The sequence below is a fragment of the Lapidilactobacillus dextrinicus DSM 20335 genome (assembly GCF_001436095.1).
Taxonomy (GTDB): Bacteria; Bacillota; Bacilli; order Lactobacillales; family Lactobacillaceae; genus Lapidilactobacillus; species Lapidilactobacillus dextrinicus.
In genome coordinates, this window is the sequence record NZ_AYYK01000022.1 from 48,598 (window position 1) to 69,218 (window position 20,621).

Consider the following 20,621-nt stretch of genomic DNA (forward strand, 5'->3'; position numbering starts at 1 on the left):
TTAATGACTTAATGATTCTCGTCTTAAGGTTGCTATTTCTAATTTATAACGTTCTTTACGTGTTTTCCCGAGCACTTCACGAATTTGGATGCGTCCATATTTTCGTACACTTAACATATCAAGTAAATCCACTTGAAAGTCAGGATGTTCATTGACACTCCAATTCACTTGAACGCGTGAGTTCTCTACCAAGTCTTTTGCACGTTGGCGAGAGATATTAAAAGTTTCGGCAATAATTGTATCCAAGCGCATTGATGTGACAATAATCGTCTCATCCTGCCAGTCAACAACTGGTGTCACAGCTTCCAGTAATGGCACCGATTCAACGCGAACATTTATCGGACCGATCTTGGTTATTTGTTCCGTAAAAAATTGAGACATTGTCTCAACACCGAAAAACTGCCACCGCTCACCGTCAGTAATAATATCACCAAATTGACTGCGGTCCAAGCCTGAGTTGACTAATGTACCTAAAATCCGACCATGTGAGAGTGTTGCAAATTTGGTGGGATACTTAATTTCAAATAATTTAATTTGAAAGTCTGCTGACTCTGGTTGAAAATAACCTGGCGCAAAAATAACACGTTGACGCTCTGCCTGATTATAACCACCGTCTTGCCAATAGCGAAAGGTATCGTCTAACTTGCCCAGCACAGCTTCAATTAAGAAAACTTGGCGTGGATCTAAAAAGTCAGTTAAAATCGGGCGATACTCATTAAGGGCTTGATTGCGCCAATCATTAATGCGTTCTATAAACGGGCGTTCTTCGGGGCGGAAATGTTGAAATACGGCACTATCCAATCTTCTCACTCCTTATCTTTTACCCTAATTGTTTAAAAAACACCAAAGAAAAGCAACGAAAGTAACCTGCGAACCAAATAAATTAGGAAAAACGCAACAATTGGTGAAAAACTAATACCGCCAATTGTTGGTATGAAACGATCGATCACGTCAAATAACGGATCGACCAATTTACCAACAATTTCACCTAATTTTGATTGACGCGCCTGCGGTACCCACGACATAATGACGTCGATGATAATCACATAACTATACGCGGTTAACGCATAGTTTAGTAAGAGATAAATGCCATTTAAGAATGTTATCATTAATCAAAATCCTTATCACTTTTCAAAACGTCTGAAATTGAACCTTGAATTTCAAATTTAGCTGGTGTACATAAGAAAATCTTATCACCAACACGTTGAATTTCACCTTTAACAGCAAAGACAGTCCCAGTCAAAAAATCAATAACTCGACGTGACTGAGCTTCTTCCATTTGAGTAAAATTAACAATTACGGCTTGATTATTTAATAAGCTCGTTGAAATTTCCTTTGCATCAGCATAAAACTTAGGTTCGGAAATTACAATTTTACTTGAAGTTGCAGCAGAACGAGTACTGTTACTCAAAGGCACAACATTACTTGAGGCGATCTCAAGTTTTTCTTCATTTTGACCATTATTCATATTAACTGATTGTTGATCAGTCATTTCATAATCGTCATCATCTGTCATACCGAAGAAACGATTTAGCTTTTCAAAAGCCATATTAATTCACCTCATCACGATTACGCTGACTGATTACTTTTGACGACGTTTCAAAAATGGTGGCATATCGTCATCATCTTGGTCAGAGTAATGATTATCTTCGTTAGTCTGACGTGATTGATATGTGTCAAAATTTTGTTTTTCGATATTTTCGAATTCACGATTCAAATTATCTGGACGTTGAGAAGACTTACGGTTATCTGTTTCAGATTGTAAGATGTTCCATGGATCGTCCTCTTTTTTTGATGCAGGTGTTGCATTATTAGTTGTTGGTTGAACATTAGTATTACGAGTTGGCATTACTTTACGTTTCTTAGGAGTGCCATCACCGATACCAGTTGCAATAACTGTTACCCGCACTTCATCACCGATACTTTCATCGATTGAAGTACCCCAAATAATATTAACGTTAGAAGAAGCAGCTTCAGAAACAATTTGTGCAGCAGCTTCCATTTCATACAAGGTCAAGTCTAAACCACCAGTGATGTTCAACAGAACCTTTTGTGCACCTTCGATAGAAACTTCCAACATAGGAGAAGAAATAGCCTTCTTAGTTGCGTCTTCAATTCTGTTTTCACCGTTAGCAGAACCAACACCCATTAAGGCAGTACCTTGATCCTTCATAACGTTCGTAACATCAGCAAAGTCAAGGTTAATGTAACCAGGTGAAGTGATTAAATCAGAAATACCTTGTACACCTTGACGTAATACATTATCAGCTTCATGGAAAGCTTCACTTAACGGTGTCTTCTTATCAATCATTTCTAACAAGCGGTTGTTAGAAATAATGATTAAAGTATCGACGTGTTCTTTCATTTGAGCGATACCTTCAGCTGCAAAACGAGCACGATCAGGACCTTCAAATGTAAATGGACGAGTAACAACACCGACAGTTAAAGCGCCAAGATCTTTAGCAATACGTGCAACTACTGGTGCAGCACCAGTACCAGTACCACCGCCCATACCGGCAGTAACGAAGATCATATCAGCACCTTGTAAGGCGTTAGTTAATGCTTCTTCACTTTCTTCAGCAGCTTTTTCACCAACTTCTGGTTTTGAACCTGCACCAAGACCACGTGTTAATTTTGGTCCGATTTGAATTTTAATATCAGCATTTGATTTATCTAAGACTTGTAAGTCAGTATTAGCAGCAATAAACTGTACACCTTGAATTTGTTCTTCAATCATACGGTCCAAGGCATTGCCACCAGCACCACCGACACCAATAACTTTAATGACGGCGCCGGAAGTTTGGTTTTGATCTTTTGATGCATCCATTTGTGATTTCCTCCTATGGGTTTAACGGTTTTCTAATCGAAAAATTTATTAAAGAAATTGCGAATTTTACTTTCTGATTCAGGTTTATTTTCTTGTGATTCGCTAGACTTTTGCGCTGGCCGTACGTTATTTTGTGGCTTTTCCGTAGACTGTTGTGCTTGAGTCGAACTTGAATCCTGACTATCCTGCTCGTCATCTTCAACATCGCCATTAAATAATGACTTCAAGTTGTTGAAGAAGCCACCGTTTGGATTACTATCACCAACTTGAGAACGTTGTTCAACTTGTTCACTAGCGGTGACAGGTTGTTGGCTATTAAGAGCTGCTAGCGCATCTTTATTAATAACGCTTGTCACTAATAAGTCGATCTCGCTTAAATCAGCAGCGTAACTTACAATACCTAAAATCGTTGCAAACGAGGCATTGCGTAACCCCATCTCTCTTGGCGCAAAGATACGAACTTTTTGACCTAGCAAGTCGGATGCAAGTGATGTAATACTCATTGTCTCTGCAACACCACCAGTTAGCACAACACCACCTGGTAAATCTAAAGCTTTAGCAGAATCAAGTTGTTTTAATAATCGATCAAAAATTTGTTCAAAACGTGCTTCTAAGATTTCTGACAAATAAGTTTCGTCAACCATCATAGGATCGTCTTTACCAACAATCTCAACAGGGAATTTCTCGGTAACAGAAGTTGCCTCAGGATCAGCAACACCATAATTACGTTTGAGCTTTTCAGCACTACCTAATGAGGTGTTGAGGACAACTGAAACGTCTTTAGTTAAGTTCTGACCACCTTCGTCATCAGCTGCGACAAACTTAAGATCATGATCACGAATAACGTAAGCTGTGGATTGTGATCCACCCATATCAATTAAGACAGTTCCAAAATCTTGTTCACCGTCATTTAAAGCAATATGTGCTAATCCTAATGGATTAAGTACAAAATGCTTCAACTTTAAGCCAGCACGTTCCAAAACTTTGCGAATATTATTCACAACAATTGAAGGTACTGAATAACAAATAGCTTCAAGTTCAATACGAACAGCAGACATGCCACGTGGATCAACAATATGCTTTTGTCCATCAACAATGAATTGTTTAGGTACAATTGCCACAACTTCTCTTTCAGGAGGTAAATTCCGCGAAAGAGCAGCGGCTGCAACTTTACGTACTTCAACAGCTGTAATTTCTTTAGGTTGATCAGCGACAATGGTCATTCCCTTAACTGGTTCAATAACTAAATCCTTAGCTGGAATGCCAACGACAACTTGATCAAATTTAATATTAGCTTTTGTCTGAGCCTGATGGACTGCTTTGCGAGTTGCGGTAACAACTTTGTCAATGTCAACAATCACGCCGTTCTTAAGACCACGTGATCTTTCGCTGCCAATGCCGATTATGTTCAACTTATCATTGACTGCTTCGCCAACAATAACTCTAATTGCAGTTGTCCCAATATCGAGGCCCACATATATTTGAGCTTTATCCATTAAAATAAAGCCTCCTCGATTATTTATTTAAAATTCGTTTAATTATAGTAAAAAAACTAGCACTTACTAAAGTTTAACACATCGCGGATATGATAATAAACTGTTATTTTCGTTTACAAAAAAAAGTTTACTTTTTCTCATCAAAAGGAACAAAATAGGCCCCAACCTCTAAATCAACGATCCCTTTTTTCTTGGTTTGAGCAACGATATTGCCATAATATTTCAAACGATCAATCACTGTTCGTGAATCAGCAACAACTTCATTGCCATCATTCATATATAAATGAATTCGGTAAGGATTAGTTTTGCTTGGATCTGACTTAATTTCCGAAATAGCGTTTTGAATTTGATTAGGCATTTTGGCATACAACTTAATAATTCGATTCAATTCTGGGCCAGATTTAAAACCATCATATACTGGAAAATTCCCCAGTGGTTTTGCCAAAACTTCATTATCAATATAGCCATTGCTAAGTATGCGCTGATAACCATTTTTATTAGCAAAAAAGCCAACGGTCTGATGCTCTTTAACGACGATCTCAACCTTATTCCAATGATTAAATTTCAGCGATACTTGTTTTAAAGCCGGTAATTTTTGTTTAACCGTAGAAGCAACCCGATTACGGTGAAGCCACGTTGTCGAAACATAATCCTTACCACTTAAATGACTCGCATCAATAACATCTTGTGCCGCCGTTAATTTAATTCCGGTTACCGAAACGTCCTCAATTTTTGCTTTTGGCGAAACGTGGTAGATTAAGCCGCCCATAATTGTCCCAAAGAAAACAATGATGAAAACGACCTGCCAACTCAATTGCCGTCGTTTTTCTTTGCTTAACTTTGGTCGGATCGGTTTTGATTTAGGTGGTGAGCTTTGTTTTTGTTGTGTTGACTGACGTGCTTGCTTTTTCTTTTTAGATGTTGTTGCAGTTTTTGATTCAGTTACCTTAGGTTTATATTGTGGATTTTTACGTCGTTCATCTTGTTCTTGCTTGAATTTTTTCCACGATTCTAATGTTGCGCTGGGGTTACGCTCAGCAACGTTTTTTGAATCATCGTTTTTTTTCACCAAGACGCTCCCCCACCTTTCACAATCTTACTTATTAGTGACGATACGCCCGAATTAAAGACATCATTTCTTCGATCATCTTGTCACTTGCATCTGTTGTTGCCAATTTTAAAGAGGCCATATGCATTCGTTGCCAAACTTCTGAATCCAACAAAATATGATCAGCTGCAGCAACTAAAGAACGACCATTTAATTCCATTTCTGGTAACAGTAAAGCTGCAGAATTCTTAACTAAATAATCTGCGTTTTTACTTTGATGATCATGTGTCACATAAGGACTAGGAATTAAAATAGAAGGAATTCCTAAAGCAGTCACTTCGGCCAACGTTGTTGCACCGCTTCGACCACCAAAAACTGCAATTTCCGGTAATAGTTGACTCATATTATCTAAATAAGCCAACACTTTAACGTTTGGTGCTGTTTTTTCAGTGCCGATTTCTTTGATGACATTGTCATATAAAGCTCGGCCGGTTATAAAGATAACCTGATAAGGTTTCTCGGAAAATTCTGGAATCCCCTCAACAACAGCTTTATTCAAAGGTGCAGCGCCACGTGACCCACCAACAATTAATAATGTTTGTAAAGCGGGGTTTAAGCCCAATTCAGCAAGCATGCCCTGCGGCTTTAATGCTGATACCTCTTGAGCACGAGGATTGCCTGTAAAAACGAGTTTCTTTGATTCTGGAAATTGATGAGCTACTTCTGGAAAAACGTAGCAAATACGATCAACAAAATGAGCTAAGAATTTATTAGATACACCAGCTACTGAATTCTGTTCATGAATCATCGTCGGAATGTGTAACCGACTAGCTTCATAACAAACCGGCGCACAAACATAACCACCAGTGCCAATTACAATATCTGGTTGAAATTCTTGAATTAACTTTTTAGCCCGTGTCAAACTCTTATGGAAAAGCGTTAATGTATGGAAGTTATCAAAAGTTAGTTTACGTTTAAATCCTTGTATTTCAATGGTTTCAAAAGGAATGCCTGCTTTAGTCACAATATCTGCTTCCAAGCCTTTAGCAGTTCCTACATATAGAACTTCATCTAAATCTAATAAACGCCGTTCTTGCAATCTCTTGATTAACGCCAGCGCTGGATAAATATGTCCACCAGTACCGCCACCAGAAATCATCAATCTCATTTTGCTTGCTCCTCAACTTTACCTGTTATTTCTTCAACTGTTTTAATGAATAGATCGCCACGATCTTCGAAAGTCTTGAACTGATCCCAACTAGCCGCAGCCGGTGACAATAACACAATTTCATTGGGTTCTGACAATTTAACGGCTTGCTGTGTAGCCTCAACTAAGTTGTCAACTTTAATAATAGTTGATAAACCTGCTTTTTCGCCAGCATCTTTCATCAAGTCAGCCGTTTCACCGTAGACAACCATTGCTTTAACATCTTTTTTAATCAAGGGAACTAATTCATCAAAGACAAAGCCGCGATCTAAACCACCAGCAATTAAAACAATTGGTTGTTCGAAACTTTGTAAGGCAACGGTTGTAGCCTCGATGTTAGTCGCTTTTGAGTCATTATAAAAACGCCGACCTTGCCATTCTTCAACGAATTGAATACGGTGTCGAACACCGGCAAAAGTCCGTAAGACATTGGCAATAGCTTCATTGCTAACACCTTTAATTTTAGCAACGGCAACAGCAGCTAAAACATTTTCAATATTGTGTTGCCCAGGTATTTTAATAATAGCGGCTGGACAAATTTGCTCTTCTTTAAAACAGATTAAGCCATCTTGAACGTAGCTGCCTTCGTGGGATAAGCCTTGACGTGAAAATGGCACGACCTGTGCCTGTGTCCGTTGACTTAACTCACGCCATTCTTCAGTATCCCAATTAATTACAAAATAATCAGCAGCTGTTTGATTTTTAACCAAATTCATCTTAGCTTCAATATAATTATGACGATTACCGTGGTAATCAAGATGAGCTTCATAGATATTAGTTAAAACAGCAATATGTGGTTTAAGCTCAGTTGTACCCAATAATTGGAAGCTAGATAGCTCTGTAACCATTGTTTGATCAGCTTTAATTGTTTGTGCAACTTCTGAAGCGGGCACTCCAATATTACCAGCTACAAACGAGCGTGGCACTTTTAAGCCTTCATTTAACATTAAATTAATTAATGTCGTCGTCGTGGTCTTACCGTTAGTACCAGTAACACCAATAAATTCGCCTTCTAAAACTTCATAAGCTAATTCTGGTTCCGTAATAATTGGCATGTTTAATTCTTGCGCACGCTTAACCATTGGATTCGTGTAGGGGATACCTGGGTTTTTCACCATAACGCTAAAATCTTCATCCAATAGTGCCAAGGGATGACTCCCAGCAATAACGCGAATGCCAGCCTCAACTAACTCTTGGGCAGAAGGATTCTCAGAAAGTGGTTTAATGTCATTAACCGTAACTAGTGCACCTAACTTATGTAACAGCAAAGCAGCATGAACACCGCTCTTTGCCAAACCTAAAACAATAACTTTTTTATTTTGATAATCTGTAATTTCCTTCATCAACCTGCACCTCTACAGAAACAATAGTAAATAAATAATTGAACCGATCAAGCCAGCAGTCCAAAATGCCAAGACAACTTTTTTCTCTGATCCCTTACCCCAGACAATCTCAAAATGATGATGAATTGGTGACATTTTAAAGATTCGTTTGTGGAAAGTTTTAAAAGAAAAGACTTGTAAGATAACTGAAGCAGTCTCAATAACATAAACAATACCAATCAATAACAATGACCAAGGACGTTCAAGAATAATCGAGATAGCTGCTAAGCCACCACCTAAAGCCAGTGAGCCAGTATCGCCCATGAAGATCTTAGCAGGCAAATGGTTAAAAATTAGAAAAGCCAATAACCCGCCAACAACTGCTAAACAGATCATGAAGATAACCGTATTATGTTGCTTAGCCGCAATAATGGCATATGTTCCGTAAGAGAAAACACCCAATCCGCCAACTAAACCGTCCAAACCATCGGTTAAATTAACAGCGTTAGAAAAACCAACAATCCAAAAGGCCACAAAGACGGCAAATAAAACCGTGGAATCAACATTGCCAACAAAAGGAATTGGTAACGTTGTTGGCATTTGATCGTGGAAATAAATAATTAAGAAGAAAACAGCCGTTATCACTTGGGCGCCAAACTTCTGCTTAGCAGTTAAACCTAAATTGCGTTTCATTGCTAATTTAACAGAATCATCAGCAAAACCAATCGCACCATATAAAAATAGTACTAACGTAAATAACCATAATGTGGTATTAACTTGTTTCATTAATAAACCCACAATAAAAATCATGATCAAACTAGCAACTAAGAAGACCAAGCCACCCATTGTTGGTGTACCTGATTTCTTCTCATGCCATTTTGGTCCTTCATCACGAATCTGTTGTCCCTCATCATGGCGCCGTAAATAATTAATAAAGTGCGGCATGGCAATTGCTGTTAATAAAAACGTACCAAATAGCGCTATTAATGGATATATCATGAGTATCTCGCTCCAATTATTATAATCATCGTGCTTTTGTCTTATATTTAACTAACCGTGTAACATGACGATTAATCTGGTTCTTTTAATTTAACTGTCACTGTATCATCACTAGGAATAATATTGCCGGCCTTAATACTCTGTGAGCTTGCATAACCTGTCCCGGTTAATTTGAAATCTGCCCCGGTAATTTCAGCTAGTTTCAAAACGTCATTTTTCGACCAGCCTTTAATGTTAGGCATTGTCATTGCGCCTTCTGTCAATAAAACTACGCGTTGATTCTTAATTACTTTTTCACCAGCAGCTGGAAGTTGTTGAACCACCTTGCTACCACTACCTACTTGCGAAACCGTTAATCCTAGCTTTTTGAGTTTTGATTTTGCTGTACTTAAGGAGGTCCCGGTTAACTTAGGCATGGAAATCGAATTAGCATCCAGGTCTTCATCGTTAACTTCAGATTTTAAAGCCCGTTTCATTAACGGATTAAAAAGTCGACTCATCATTTGAGATTCGGAATCCGTCATTTTTTTTGGCTGTTGCATGGTGACATACAAGATATATTTAGGGTTCTTAGCTGGTGCCATCCCTGCAACTGAAAAAACATAGTTACTACTACCAGTTAAATAGTTACCATCAGAACCAGCTATTTGAGCTGTACCTGTTTTAACGGCAATTTTGTAACCCGGAATTTTATACGCGCCACCCGTACCATAATCTGAATAAACAACTTGTTCCATTAACTTGCGTACTTTTTTAGCTGTACTTGCCTTAATAGGGTGATCAACAACTTTAGTATCATAGTTTTTCACTTGACCGTTGTTACTGATCGCATGGTCAACTATTTGTGGTTGAACCATTGTCCCATTATTAGCAATAGCAGATAAGTACTGCATCATTTGAATAACCGTAACATTTACACCTTGACCAAAAGAAGTTGTCGCCTGAGAAACCTTAGACTTCAAATTAAGATTGCCACTAACTTCACCAGGTAAAGTAATACCTGTTTTTTCGCCAACATGGAATTTCTTTAAGTACTTGGCATATTTTTTAGCGCCTAACTGTTGTTCGATTTTAACCAAACCAGTATTGCTTGAACGTGGAATGGCTTGATAGTAAGGAATCCAGCCCCAGCCATCTTTATCCCAGTCATAAATCGTGCGATCAGCGACTTTAATGGACCCAGATTGGAAATACTCATTTGGCTTATAAGTGCCCGCGTCAATTGCCGCACTAACCGTTAATAGTTTAAAAACTGAGCCAGGTTCATAAGTATCCTCAACCAGACTATCCCGCCACATCGAAGCAATGCCTTTTTTTGTAGAAGCATTAAAGGTTGGCCGTTGTGAGGCTGCAATGATTTTACCGTTTTTAGCATTCATTAACACGGCTGTCATTTTAACCGGTTTGTACTTTTCTTGAACATTCGTCATTAATTGTTCAAGGTAACTTTGTAATCTTGAATCTAGCGTTAGATAAATTGAAGAACCATTTTTAGGTTGTTTAGTAACAACTTTGGAATTAGGAATTTCGTAACCAAACGTATCACGCTTAGATGTCTGTAACCCATTCGTTCCAGTTAACGCATTGTTGAAATACTTCTCAATTCCTAAAATACCCGTTAATTTTTCATCATCTTCATCGGTTGCTTTCTTTTTCTCATCTGTATTTGCAAGTTGAGCTAAGCCAACAATATGTGATGCAAACGTACCATTGGGATAAAGACGAGACGGTGTATCCGTAAATCGAATTCCCGGTAATTTTTCGGCCTCAATTTTTTTCTTAGTATTTAAACTAAGGTTCTTACCTGCGCTACCAAACTCTACTTGAAATTGATTTTTCTTCTTCAAATAAGTCAGAATTTTCTTTTGTGACAGTGGTAAGTACTTGCTTAAAACTTTGGCGGTTTTTTTCTTATTAACAACATGCAGTGGCTTGCCATCTGTGTCATTATATTTCTTATCTAAAATCGCATAAACGGAATATACGTTAGAGTCTTCCGCAATAATATTGCCACTGACGTCATAGATCGTCCCGCGTTTACCTAGAAGCACTTTGTTTTGACTATATTTTTGTTCTGTTTTTTTAGTTAAATCCACACTACCCACGTGTCCACTAGTGGCAATATAGGCAAATCTGGAAATAAAAAGCAGGAGTACAGCACTCATCGCAACAATCAGAATCAATCCGACTATTACACGATTACGGCGTGTCCTCCTACTCTTTTGATGATCATCTTGATTGAACTGTTTCATTTAGTAACATTCCTAACGTTAGCTTCTTTAAAAGTCAGGCCATTTTTCTTGGCAAAAGCCGCTAAGCGATCAGAGCTGGATAACTCACCAATTTCTTGTTGCAAATCCATATTTGTCGTTTTGACTTTTGTTATTGACGTTTGAACGTCTTGAAGTTGACGTTGGCTTGCGGAAACACTTACGGTTGTATGTACCAGCATAACCATCATAATAACTGCAGTTACAGCGATGACACAAGCCATAGCCTTTTCAAACGTTGAATAACGAACCTTTTGCTTAACTGAAATTTGTGGTAACTCAATTGGTTTAGCTTGGGTAACAATCTCTGGAGTAATTTCTGGTGCGATGTTTGGTTGAATTTTTCTAACTGTACTATCCATATTATGTCTACTCCATTATTTAATTGATTATAATTTCATTTTTTCAGCAATTCTTAACTTTGCGCTATGTGCTCGATGATTTTCTGCCAGTTCAGTTTCACTTGGCGTAATCGGTTTACGATTAACCAAATTTAGCTTAGGCTGTAATTCTGGTGGAATGATGGGCAAACCAGCGGGAACATCAATCTCAGCATTCTTCTTCATGGTTTGCTTAACAATCCGATCTTCCAGCGATTGGAAAGTAATCACACTTAGACGACCGCCTACTGTCAATAAATCAACTGCTTCATCCAAACTATCTTGCAAAGCACCTAATTCATCATTGACAGCAATTCGGATAGCCTGAAATGTTCGTTTAGCTGGATGACCGCCAGTTCTTCTAGTAGCTGCTGGAATTGCATTTTTGATAATTTCTGCTAATTCCGTTGTAGTTTGAATTGGTTGAATAGCCCGTTGACGTTCAATAGCTCGAGCAATTTGTTTAGCAAATCGTTCTTCGCCATAACGATCGATGATTCGTCTTAAATCTTGGAACGACCACTCATTAACCACCTGATCGGCCGTCAATGCCTGTTCTTGATTCATTCGCATGTCTAATGGAGCTTCTAAACGATAGCTAAAACCACGTTGTTGTTCATCAAGTTGCGGTGAAGAAACGCCTAAATCATACATAATCCCGTCAACATGTTGAATATTTAGTTTAGTTAATTCTTCGCGCATTGCCCGAAAATTAGCCTTAACTAAAGTCACACGACTGGCATCTTGAAATGAAGAATCTTCAGCTAATAATTTTTGTCCATTTTTTAATGCTCGCTCATCTTGATCAAAAGCTATTACTCGACCACCACTAAAGCGAGATAATAATTCTCTAGTATGACCGCCACCACCAAAAGTAGCATCAACGTAAATACCGTTATCATGAGGTGCTAAACCACTAACGGTTTCCTTAAGAAGTACTGTAGTATGTTTAAACATGGCAACTCCTTAAAGATTAAAATCCATTAAATTTTCAGAAATCTCGTCGAAATTCTCCTCAGCCTCTTGGTTAACTTCTTCCCAGCGCGCTTCGTCCCAAATTTCGATTCGATCTGAAACACCGACGATGACACAATTCTTTTGCAATTTTGCAAATTTGAATAAAGGTGTGGCAATGTTAATTCGGCCTTGCTTATCTACTTCATTCTCGGTGGCTGCTGAGTAGAAAAAGCGAACAAAGGCCCGGGCGTCTTTTTTGTTCAGCGGTAGGCTATCAAGCTTTTGCTCAATTTCTTGCCATTTTGCCATTGGATAACCAAACAAGCAGCCATCCATTCCTCGCGTTAAGATGAAGGTGTCACCTAAATCCGCACGAAACTTTGCTGGCATGATCACACGACCCTTACTATCAATTGTGTGATGAAATTCACCCATTAACATTGTCTCACCACCTGTCATGAATAAAGTTTACCACATTCCCCCACTATTAACCACTTGATTTCCAAATGCCTCCACCTTTTTATTGCAACAAAAAAGCCCCTATTAATAGGGGCTTAGCAGCTTTTTAAATTTTGTAAAAAAATCGTAACATTAATACAATCTGTCTGTTATATGACAACGACCCAAATCAGAACAAAAACATACCAAAACACTGTTATTAAAAGCGCACAGCGCCAAACAACTAAGGCGAATCTTTGCCACTTAATTGATCGCGGTACAATAACCAAGTAAATTGCATAAATTAACGCAAAAGCACAAATATCAATGATCATATAAGATCCAGTTGACGCAATTTGACGGCTTGCGGCCAATACCGAGGTTGCCACAATAATAATGGGTGGCCAAGCATCATACAAACGCCATTTCTTACTGACCAGTCGTTTAAAGAACGGCATCAAAAAAACACTAAGAATGCCACCTATAAGTAAAATAACAAAGCTCCAAATTAAATACTTAATTTGCATAATGACCCACTTTCGCAATATAATCAAGAGTCGTTGAAATATCGAAATAATTACAGTAGAATAATAGCAAAGATAAATGAGGTGCAGTTTTGAAAAAGAAAAAAACGAGTACATTTAGCAAAATAACCAAATTTTTTGTTTGGTTAATGATTATCATCACAATCGCTGGTGTCGTTCTCGGTGCACTAAGCACATTTAGTATTTTATAAGACACAACACTAAAATTATTTTACCGCATATTTAATAAATAGCAAAAGCGTTTAGGATATTATTGTTATCCTAAACGCTTTTGCTATTTTATTGCTACTGTTAATAACACCTCGAGCTATTATCTAAATCAAATTTTACAACAAGCTCTTTAATTTAACATCGGGATATTTGTCTTTGAACCAATTCTCTGCAAATCGATTTTCAAACAAGAATAATGGTTGACCTTGAATGTCTTTAACTAATAAGTTTCGGCTTGAAGACATCTTAGGATCTAATTGTTCCGGATCAATCCAACGAGCTGTTCGAGCTCCAATTGGCTTCATAATAACCTCAGAGTTATATTCGTGCATCATTCGATATTGGAAAACTTCAAACTGCAGTTGACCAACGGCACCTAAAATATAATCATCAGTCGCATAAGTCTTATACAACTGAACGGCACCTTCTTGAACTAATTGTTGCATACCTTTATGGAATGATTTTTGTTTCATGACGTTTTTAGCCGTTACTTCAACGAAAAGTTCTGGTGTAAATTGCGGTAACTTTTCAAATTCAACTTTTTGTTTACCTGAGTAAATACTGTCCCCGATTTGGAAGTTACCCGTATCATAAAGACCGACAATATCACCTGCTACGGCTGAGCTAACCTGTTCACGCTGTGCTGACATGAACTCAGTGGCATTATTTAACCGCAAATCTTTACCTGTCCGCGCTAGAGTTACTGTCATGCCCTTTTCAAATTCACCTGAACAAATTCTAACAAAAGCAATTCGGTCACGATGAGCCGGGTTCATATTTGCCTGAATTTTAAAGACAAAACCAGAAAATTCTGATTCATCAGCTGCTAAAACTTCACCATCTTGTAATTGATGGCTAGCTGGTGCAGGAGCCATGCTTAAAAAGCTCTTTAAGAAAGTTTCTACGCCAAAGTTAGTTAACGCTGAACCAAAATAAATTGGTGTTTGTTCACCGGCAGCTATTTTATCGAGATTGAAAGTATTACCTGCTTCAGCCAATAATTCAACTTCATCTAAAGTTTGTTGATAAATTGAATCTTCCTTCAACGGATGATCACCATCAATTTCGCCGGTTTTTTCATTAAGCGGAATAAAACGCTGATCGTCATTTTCAGGACGATATAATTCAATCCGATGATCGTAAATATCATACAGTCCCTTAAGACCCTTACCCATACCCATTGGCCAATTCATAGCAACGCCTTCAATATCCAATAGCTCTTCTAACTCTGCGATTAAATCTAATGGTTCGCGTCCATCACGATCTAACTTATTCATAAAGGTAAAGATTGGAATACCACGTTGTTTAACAACTTTAAATAACTTTTTAGTTTGTGGCTCGATACCTTTAGCTGAGTCAATTACCATGACCGCAGCATCAACTGCCATCAATGTTCGGTAAGTATCTTCTGAGAAATCCTCATGTCCTGGCGTATCCAAAATATTGACACGCTTGCCGTCAAAATCAAACTGCATAACGGAACTGGTGACTGAAATACCACGTTTCTTTTCAATTTCCATCCAGTCAGAAGTAGCAAAGTTGCCACTCTTCTTACCTTTAACTGTACCTGCTTGCCGAATAACGCCACCAAACAACAACATCTGTTCTGTAATGGTTGTTTTACCAGCATCGGGGTGAGAGATAATGGCAAAGGTCCGGCGTTTCAATACTTCTTCATCTAATTGTTTTTTATCCACTTTTTTACTCCTACTAATCTTAGGCCTTAATAAAAGACCCAACTAATTAAAACAGGATCTGGAATTTTGTCCCAGATCCTGTTAAATCATCTCACAATTATATCATTTAATTACGATTGTGTTGTCGATCTTACATTGGACTAATCCTCTTCTGTCGGTTCTTCTGAATCATCGACATCCTCATGTTCTTCAGGCAAGGTTAGGGTTACATTTTCCATACGTGAGCCTTGCATTGTACCAGTCGTTAAAATCATACCATTTTCTAACGTTACTTTTAAATGCTGACCATCACTTGGAATAGCACCTAATTCCGTGATCACAAAACCAGCAATCGTATCGACATCGTCGTTTTCTAAATCAGTCTTAAATTGGTCGTTAAATTCAGATAACGACATCTTGCCGGCAATAACATAAGTTCTATCGCCAACTTTTGAAAAGAGTGTTTCCGTTGAATCTGACTCATCATCGATTTCACCAACAATTTCTTCAAGCAAATCTTCAATGGTGGCAATACCGACAACACCGCCGTATTCATCAAGTAGCACAGCCATTTGTTGATGCGTGCGCTGCATTTCTAACAAAAGGTCATCAATGGTAATGGTTTCAGGAACAAACATTGGTTTAGACATAACATCTACCAATTGTAGATCCTCAAACCCAGATTCACGGGCGGTTTTTAAAATATTCTTGATATGAACAATGCCCACGATAGAATCTTTATCTTCTTTGTAAACAGGAATTCGTGAATATGGTTGGCTAAGAATCTCATCAATGTTTTTGCTGTTCGAATCGTTGATGTCAACCATAAAGGCGTCTGTTCTTGGCACCATAACTTCACGGGCCATCGTGTCATTGAAATTAATAATCCCTTCAAGCATATTATACTCATCCGGGTTTAACGCGCCGGTTTTACGAGAGCGTTCAATTACAGAAAGCATTTCATCACGTGTCATCTTATTATCTTCGCTTGCTAAATCAACTGGCGTTAACTTCACTAAAAGATTAGTTGAGGCTGACAACAACCAAACAAACGGCCGTAAAAAGGCACGAACAACTTTAACTGGACCAACACTAGCTTTGGCAACTTCTTCAGCCTTAGCTAAAGCTATCTGCTTAGGAAACAATTCCCCAAACACTAATGAAACATACGATAAAACAATCGTAATGATAATAACAGAAACTTGTTCAGCCCAACTAACATTACCAAAAAGTGGCGCTAACAAACTAGCCATTGAAGTTGCAGCACTTGCAGAAGATAAGAAGCCTGCAAAAGTAATAGCTACCTGAATCGTTGCTAAAAAACCACTTGAATCATTCATAACACCTAACAGAGACTTGGCTTTTTTATCACCATTTTCTGCCTCTGTTTCAATCTTAGTTCGGTTTACTGAGACGATCGCCATCTCTGCTGCCGCGAAAAACGCATTGACTAACGTCAAAATGACGATCAAAAGTATCTGTCCACCCAACGAACTACTGGCCGGGTCACCACTCATTATCTAACCAACTCACTTTCAAAATTATGTCTATTAATTGTTATTATACCAATCACAAATGGTGCTTTCAATATTATAAGACGGTTCACCTTATTAAAATTTACTTTTATTTTGTTTTCTCAATCGGTTTATCAATTGGAGCGACAATTTCAGCTTCAGACCGCGCCCGTTTTTGCAGACGATAAAAAGAAACTAAGTATTGAATAATCGTCCTCACAACTGCATAACCAGGAATTGCCAAGACAATCCCTAAGAAGCCAAACATATTACCGGCTACCAGTAATAGCACAATAATTGTTAGGGGGTGAATTTGTAATGTCTTGCCAATAACGTTTGGATAAAGCAGATTGCTATCTACTTGTTGAACAATAATCACCACGACGGCTACCGCAATAGCCTTAGGAAATGAAACGGTTAAAGCAACAATAATTGCCGGCAAAACACCTAGCCATGGTCCTAAATAAGGCACGATGTTTAAGATACCCGCCACAACTCCAAGCAACAAAGCATAAGGCATTTGAATAATTAAATAACCAATAAACGTTAATGAACCCACAAAGAGCATATCTAAAAATTGCCCAGCAAAGTACGTGGAAATAGTTTGATTCATCTGGTGCAGTAATTCAGCTACTTCATCGCGAAACCTTTCTGGAAATAGACGCTGAATATTGGGCACGAGCTTTTCGCCATCATGTAGTAAGTAAAATAAAATAACCGGAATGGTGAAAGCACTAACTGCAATGCCACCAATTGAACTAATCAGCGAACTAACATTACTAACATTACTTGTAAAGTATTCGCCAATTTTTAAATACATTGTTTGTGGCTCAAAGTCTAACTGCTTAACCAATTGTGTAACATGATATTTTTTCGCCCAATCACTTCTTAATAGCGCTTGGGTTTCGCGCTGAATATCAGTCGCAAATTGCGGCAAATGACTGATAATATTAGAGATTTGGCTTGTTAGAGTAGGAATTAAGGCACTCATTGCCAACACAATCACCGCTAATAAAATAAAGAAGGAAATTAAGATCCCCCAGTTACGCTTAATTTTAAACTTAGCCAATAAATTAATTAATGGGTTCATTAAATAATAAAGAAAACCAGCCGCTAAAAAAGGCCCAAATAAAGTAGCTACAAAAGTTTGAATAGGCGTAAATACAAAAGAAATTTTGCTCAAAACAAAGATCAAGGAGACAATAACTAATAATTCAACGCTCCAGAAAAATAGTTTTGATTCTTTAAATTTATTGATCATGATTTATTTTCTCCTGGAAATAAAATAAGCTATAATTGATTTATCATTAGCTAGCGCTACGACTATATATAGCTATCATATTACTCGGTCGAAATGCTAAGAACAACAAAAAGTTGGTTATATCAGTGGAGATTAAATCAGAAATCGGTCTTAAGACTCAAACTTATCAAGATGCACTCATGATTCGCCGCGAGGTTTTTGTCAACGAACAAAAAGTTGAGTTAGCTTTAGAAATTGACGACAACGATCCGATTGCCGTTAATTATGTTGGCTATCTTAATCAAACACCTGTGACCACAGCACGAACTGTTCCCGCTGACAATAACGGTTGGCATATACAACGAGTTGCCACACTAAGAGAATTCCGCCATCATCAATACGGCTCAACTTTATTAAAGCAAATAACTAAAATTGCCCGACAACAACACCTTGACTATTTAATTCTCGATGCACAAGTGGCAGCTATTCCTTTTTATCAACAATTAGGCTACCAATTAACGAAGCGGGCAATATTCCTCGATGCTGGTATCGCTCATCGCGAAATGATACTACCTTTAGCAACGAAAGGATGAGTTCATTGTCCAAAACTAAACTGTTCTTTACTTATTTATTTTTATTTTTAGTTCCTTACGTTTTAGCAATTCTTTTAATTGGCACTGCTTATAATGCACTAGTTATTCATTGGTCAAGCTACTGGCGCCTACTTGTTGGTGCAACTGTTGGTGCCATTTTTATGATGCTACTTAAGGTTATTATTCAACAGCCCTTAGGCTTGTTAGTCTTACAAAAACAACCTGGCATCATGCGGTATTTAGGTCAGTTCTTTCTGATTAGTCACAACCGGCCCTTACAAATTTTTAACTTACTGGTAGATGCCGCCTTGAGTATCGCCGGTATTTATTTCACCCGCTTATTTTTCTCTGAAAAATTCATTAATGGTTCAGCATTGGGGTGGCTGATTACGGGAATATTTTTAGCCGTGATGATTGGCTCGTATTTAGCATTTGATGTCTTAAAAATGAACGATCGTAAATCAGCATAGTTATATTAAAAAAGCATCATCGCTCTTTAATAAGCGATGGTGCTTTTTTAGCCTAGGTCGTCTTCAAGTGCTTCAATTTCATCACTTAAATAAACGAGATAGCGTTGTTGTTCAACATGATTAATATCATTGAATTTTAATTCTTCTAAGAAGTAAGGTTGTTGCGCATGGCCCAAACTATCTGGTAGCTGAACGTTTTCTTTTTCAGCCTGTGCAAAAATTTGATCTAATTTAAAATTAAGGGGGATTTGTGGCATAAACTCTGGTGTGGCTTGTGTTACTTCAAACGCTTGCCCAGCTGGCAAGAGATAGGATTGCCAATCTTGCGGCGTTGAAAAGGTTGTCGGAACAGCTACTCCAGCCCAATAAAGATAACTCTCTGGCGCATAAACAACTAACCCGACTCGATTCGTCTGGCCGACCTGTTCTTGTAACTGTTGATCTACTTGTGACATTTGTGGATCGTCATTAAGATCTTGCCACAGGCTGTAGAAACTACCGTTAGGATCTATTTGGTTGGCTAATGCAATTCGACCAATAATTTTTAGTTGCGGAACTTTAACAATACTCATCATAACATCTCCTAGAATTACGCATTGCTGCTGGTACCTGTTGCATAATTAATAACATAATTTGCTTGTACGTTGAAAATATAAACATTAAAACTAATTTTATCATCTTCAACAGATTGCGCCATCATTTGAATCCCTCGCGCAACCAAATCGTTCCCGCGAAAAACGGGGCGAATTTGATAGCGGACATGATGATTAGTTTTACGAATATATTGAGCAACGGTATTTTCATAATAAGTCATGCCTGGATCATTTAATGAACGTGTCCCCGTCATTAAATTCTTAGCATTATTATTTTGCCCCGTCAATTGATAACCGATTAAATGACAACGATTGTAAAGCGAATCTTGATGACCGTTATTAATAATAGTGCGTTGATGCCAACCAGTTGGCTTAATATATAGACGTTCCCGTTCAGCAGTGGGCATAATATCGCGACCCAACATGGCATTAGCCACACCGACACGATTAAGTGAATCTAAATCAGAATAACTCTCCCAAGAACCACGGGCTAAACTCAAGTCAGTCTGTGAAAAAGTTGGTTGATTATCATTAACAGCAATAATTTGCTGTTTATCATAGTTTAAGTCTGCTAGTTTACTTTGAGTGCTATTAGTATCTGTTTTGGTTTGACCATCAGTTGTCGGTGCTTGTGCGGCTACTTTACTACTGGTTAAACCACTGCCGGTGTTAGTAGTGGTTTGATTTTGATTATTGGGACTCTTTAAATACCAACTAACCAGTGCAATTAGAATCACACCAATTAACGAAGGCAGACTATACTTTTGTTTGCGACTATAACGTCTTTTTGCCATTCTTTTTTCGACTCCTCTAATAAATTCCTAGCGATAAAAAAA

General features: G+C 38.0%; 22 protein-coding genes. 3 read left to right on the forward strand and 19 right to left on the reverse strand.

The window, feature by feature from the left end; all coding sequences use genetic code 11:
* The 14 genes from FC84_RS07985 to FC84_RS08050 form a co-directional block, all read right to left on the reverse strand.
* The gene (locus FC84_RS07985; protein WP_057757549.1) at nt 1-801 is read right to left on the reverse strand and encodes a YlmH family RNA-binding protein; all 801 of its coding nucleotides are present in this window, start codon (nt 799-801) and stop codon (nt 1-3) included.
* 32 nt (nt 802-833) lie between these two features.
* On the reverse strand, nt 834-1,109 hold the full coding sequence (locus FC84_RS07990; RefSeq protein ID WP_057757551.1) for a YggT family protein: 276 nt from the start codon (nt 1,107-1,109) through the stop codon (nt 834-836).
* Nucleotides 1,109-1,549: a cell division protein SepF gene (locus FC84_RS07995; RefSeq protein ID WP_057757553.1), complete on the reverse strand. Its 441-nt coding sequence runs from the start codon at nt 1,547-1,549 to the stop codon at nt 1,109-1,111. The genes FC84_RS07990 and FC84_RS07995 overlap by 1 nt, the downstream gene beginning before the upstream one ends.
* Nucleotides 1,550-1,582: 33 nt before the next feature.
* Complete coding sequence (ftsZ, locus tag FC84_RS08000) at nt 1,583-2,827, reverse strand: cell division protein FtsZ (protein WP_057757555.1); 1,245 nt, start codon at nt 2,825-2,827, stop codon at nt 1,583-1,585.
* 32 nt (nt 2,828-2,859) lie between these two features.
* Nucleotides 2,860-4,323: a cell division protein FtsA gene (ftsA, locus tag FC84_RS08005; RefSeq protein WP_057757558.1), complete on the reverse strand. Its 1,464-nt coding sequence runs from the start codon at nt 4,321-4,323 to the stop codon at nt 2,860-2,862.
* 127 nt (nt 4,324-4,450) lie between these two features.
* Nucleotides 4,451-5,392 (reverse strand): cell division protein FtsQ/DivIB, encoded by a 942-nt coding sequence (locus FC84_RS08010; protein WP_151425861.1) that lies wholly within the window; start codon nt 5,390-5,392, stop codon nt 4,451-4,453.
* Nucleotides 5,393-5,426: 34 nt separating this feature from the next.
* Complete coding sequence (gene murG, locus FC84_RS08015) at nt 5,427-6,539, reverse strand: undecaprenyldiphospho-muramoylpentapeptide beta-N-acetylglucosaminyltransferase (RefSeq protein ID WP_057757565.1); 1,113 nt, start codon at nt 6,537-6,539, stop codon at nt 5,427-5,429.
* Nucleotides 6,536-7,921: a UDP-N-acetylmuramoyl-L-alanine--D-glutamate ligase gene (gene murD / locus FC84_RS08020; protein WP_057757568.1), complete on the reverse strand. Its 1,386-nt coding sequence runs from the start codon at nt 7,919-7,921 to the stop codon at nt 6,536-6,538. The genes murG and murD overlap by 4 nt, the downstream gene beginning before the upstream one ends.
* Before the next feature lie 12 nt (nt 7,922-7,933).
* On the reverse strand, nt 7,934-8,899 hold the full coding sequence (mraY, locus tag FC84_RS08025) for a phospho-N-acetylmuramoyl-pentapeptide-transferase (protein WP_057757571.1): 966 nt from the start codon (nt 8,897-8,899) through the stop codon (nt 7,934-7,936).
* A 71-nt stretch (nt 8,900-8,970) separates the two neighbouring features.
* On the reverse strand, nt 8,971-11,151 hold the full coding sequence (locus tag FC84_RS08030) for a penicillin-binding protein (protein WP_057757574.1): 2,181 nt from the start codon (nt 11,149-11,151) through the stop codon (nt 8,971-8,973).
* Entirely contained in the window at nt 11,148-11,531 is a 384-nt protein-coding gene (gene ftsL, locus FC84_RS08035; protein WP_057757578.1) for a cell division protein FtsL, read from the reverse strand. Before ftsL ends, FC84_RS08030 begins: the two co-directional genes overlap by 4 nt.
* Nucleotides 11,532-11,558: 27 nt before the next feature.
* Complete coding sequence (gene rsmH / locus FC84_RS08040) at nt 11,559-12,506, reverse strand: 16S rRNA (cytosine(1402)-N(4))-methyltransferase RsmH (RefSeq protein WP_057757581.1); 948 nt, start codon at nt 12,504-12,506, stop codon at nt 11,559-11,561.
* Nucleotides 12,507-12,515: 9 nt separating this feature from the next.
* Complete coding sequence (gene mraZ / locus FC84_RS08045) at nt 12,516-12,947, reverse strand: division/cell wall cluster transcriptional repressor MraZ (protein WP_057757584.1); 432 nt, start codon at nt 12,945-12,947, stop codon at nt 12,516-12,518.
* A 167-nt stretch (nt 12,948-13,114) separates the two neighbouring features.
* Complete coding sequence (locus FC84_RS08050) at nt 13,115-13,471, reverse strand: DUF3397 family protein (RefSeq protein WP_057757588.1); 357 nt, start codon at nt 13,469-13,471, stop codon at nt 13,115-13,117.
* Between the two features lie 89 nt (nt 13,472-13,560).
* Here FC84_RS08050 and FC84_RS08920 point away from each other — a divergent pair, with 89 nt between their 5' ends.
* Nucleotides 13,561-13,680 (forward strand): DUF4044 domain-containing protein, encoded by a 120-nt coding sequence (locus tag FC84_RS08920; RefSeq protein ID WP_083479598.1) that lies wholly within the window; start codon nt 13,561-13,563, stop codon nt 13,678-13,680.
* A gap of 135 nt (nt 13,681-13,815) precedes the next feature.
* Here the strand turns inward: FC84_RS08920 and FC84_RS08055 are convergent, their stop codons facing one another.
* From FC84_RS08055 to FC84_RS08065, 3 genes are all read right to left on the reverse strand, one after another.
* The gene (locus FC84_RS08055) at nt 13,816-15,396 is read right to left on the reverse strand and encodes a peptide chain release factor 3 (protein ID WP_057757591.1); all 1,581 of its coding nucleotides are present in this window, start codon (nt 15,394-15,396) and stop codon (nt 13,816-13,818) included.
* Between the two features lie 140 nt (nt 15,397-15,536).
* Complete coding sequence (locus FC84_RS08060; protein ID WP_057757594.1) at nt 15,537-16,892, reverse strand: hemolysin family protein; 1,356 nt, start codon at nt 16,890-16,892, stop codon at nt 15,537-15,539.
* A 106-nt stretch (nt 16,893-16,998) separates the two neighbouring features.
* Nucleotides 16,999-18,150, reverse strand: coding sequence for an AI-2E family transporter (locus FC84_RS08065; RefSeq protein WP_057757597.1), 1,152 nt, complete (start codon nt 18,148-18,150; stop codon nt 16,999-17,001).
* A gap of 125 nt (nt 18,151-18,275) precedes the next feature.
* On the opposite strand from FC84_RS08065, the gene FC84_RS08070 reads away from it, so the two are divergent.
* Both FC84_RS08070 and FC84_RS08075 read left to right on the forward strand, forming a co-directional pair.
* Nucleotides 18,276-18,722 (forward strand): GNAT family N-acetyltransferase, encoded by a 447-nt coding sequence (locus tag FC84_RS08070; protein WP_225733061.1) that lies wholly within the window; start codon nt 18,276-18,278, stop codon nt 18,720-18,722.
* Nucleotides 18,723-18,727: 5 nt separating this feature from the next.
* Entirely contained in the window at nt 18,728-19,192 is a 465-nt protein-coding gene (locus FC84_RS08075) for a hypothetical protein (protein WP_057757603.1), read from the forward strand.
* A 47-nt stretch (nt 19,193-19,239) separates the two neighbouring features.
* Here FC84_RS08075 and FC84_RS08080 read toward each other — a convergent pair whose 3' ends face one another.
* Nucleotides 19,240-19,764, reverse strand: a complete 525-nt coding sequence (locus FC84_RS08080) for a hypothetical protein (protein WP_057757607.1) — start codon at nt 19,762-19,764, stop codon at nt 19,240-19,242.
* Nucleotides 19,765-19,781: 17 nt separating this feature from the next.
* Nucleotides 19,782-20,579, reverse strand: a complete 798-nt coding sequence (locus FC84_RS08085; protein WP_057757610.1) for a DNA/RNA non-specific endonuclease — start codon at nt 20,577-20,579, stop codon at nt 19,782-19,784.
* Nucleotides 20,580-20,621: the final 42 nt, after the last annotated feature.